1 protein-coding gene and 1 other annotated feature are annotated in these 1,295 nt (G+C 54.3%); the gene reads right to left on the reverse strand.

Going from position 1 to position 1,295, the window contains the following annotated elements:
• Positions 1 to 35 precede the first annotated feature (35 nt).
• Positions 36 to 1,246, reverse strand: a protein-coding gene (locus AD930_RS00065) for an IS3 family transposase (protein ID WP_156476767.1) whose coding sequence is annotated in 2 segments (ribosomal slippage) — positions 36 to 961 and positions 961 to 1,246 — 1,212 coding nt in all. Because the reading frame shifts where the segments join, the coding sequence is not laid out codon by codon here.
• Positions 852 to 968 (reverse strand) — a sequence feature (AL1L pseudoknot). It overlaps the preceding gene by 117 nt.
• Positions 1,247 to 1,295: the final 49 nt, after the last annotated feature.

Raw genomic sequence — 1,295 nt, forward strand, 5'->3', positions numbered from 1 at the left:
TGCCCCGGGTTTTGTGGAGACGTTTTTTATCTGATTTAAGCGGCTAATGCATGTGATTTCTGTTGTGCATGAAAGCGGGCCTCAGCTTCTGCTGGGGAGATGTTTCCAATGGAGGACAGGAGCCGCCGATTGTTGAACCAGTCGACCCATTTAAGCGTTGCCAGCTCAACAGCGTCCCTGTTTTTCCATGGTCCTTGCCGATAGATGAGTTCGGTTTTGTAAAGCCCGTTAATGGTCTTCGCCAGGGCGTTATCATAGGAATCCCCAACACTGCCTACAGAAGCAACAAGGCCCGCTTCAGCCAGTCTTTGCGTGTAGCGAATGGACACATATTGACAGCCGCGGTCGGAATGGTGGGTCACTTTTCCCTCAGGCTGCCTCTGGCACAGAGCCTGCTCGAGGGCATCCAGCACGAAGTCGGTATGGGCCGTTGAGGAGACGCGCCAGCCCACAATAACCCGTGCGAATACATCAATGATGAAGGCCACATAAACAAAGCCCTGCCAGGTGGAAACGTAAGTAAAATCCGAAACCCAGAATCTGTTGGGGGCTGGTGCATGAAACTGGCGTTGCACCAGATCCTGTGGACAGGGCCGTGCCGGATCGGGGCGTGTGGTTCTGACCCCCTTGCCACGAATGACGCCTTTCAGCCCCATCCGGCGCATCAGCCGCTCTACCGTGCAGCGGGCGACATCCAGGCCTTCACGTTTGAGCTGATGCCAGACCTTGCGCGCTCCATAGACGCAGAAATTATCATTCCACACTCTACGGATGTCATCGCACAGCTCTTTGTCTTTCTGGCTGCGCACACACGGATTTTTCTGTCTGGCAACAGTTGCATAATAGGCAGATGGTGCAATCGGCAGGATCTTGCAGATTGACCCGACACCATATGTCTGCCGGTGCTCCTCAATGAAGCGTGTCATGGCTTGAAGATGCGGTCGAGTTCCGCCTGGGCAAAATATGCCGACGCCTTGCGCAGGATTTCATTGGCCTGCCGCAATTCGCGGTTCTCTCGCTCCAGTTGCCTGATCTTCTCCCGATCAGGAAGATCACTTACCGCAGGCGCATTGGCACGTTCATGCAGACGGGCCCATTTTGACAGCGTGTCTGGATGAATATCCAGCTTTGGCGCTATCATCATCACTGCGGACCAGCGTGATGGATGGTTCTTCTCTTCCTCCAGAACCATGCGGGCTGCACGTTCACGAAACTCAGGTGGAAAACGCTTCGATTTGTTGCTCATGAATCCTTCTTACCTCTCGGGTCGTTCTGTCTCCACAAAACCCGGGGCA

The sequence above is a fragment of the Acetobacter malorum genome (assembly GCF_001580615.1).
Taxonomy (GTDB): domain Bacteria; phylum Pseudomonadota; class Alphaproteobacteria; order Acetobacterales; family Acetobacteraceae; genus Acetobacter; species Acetobacter malorum.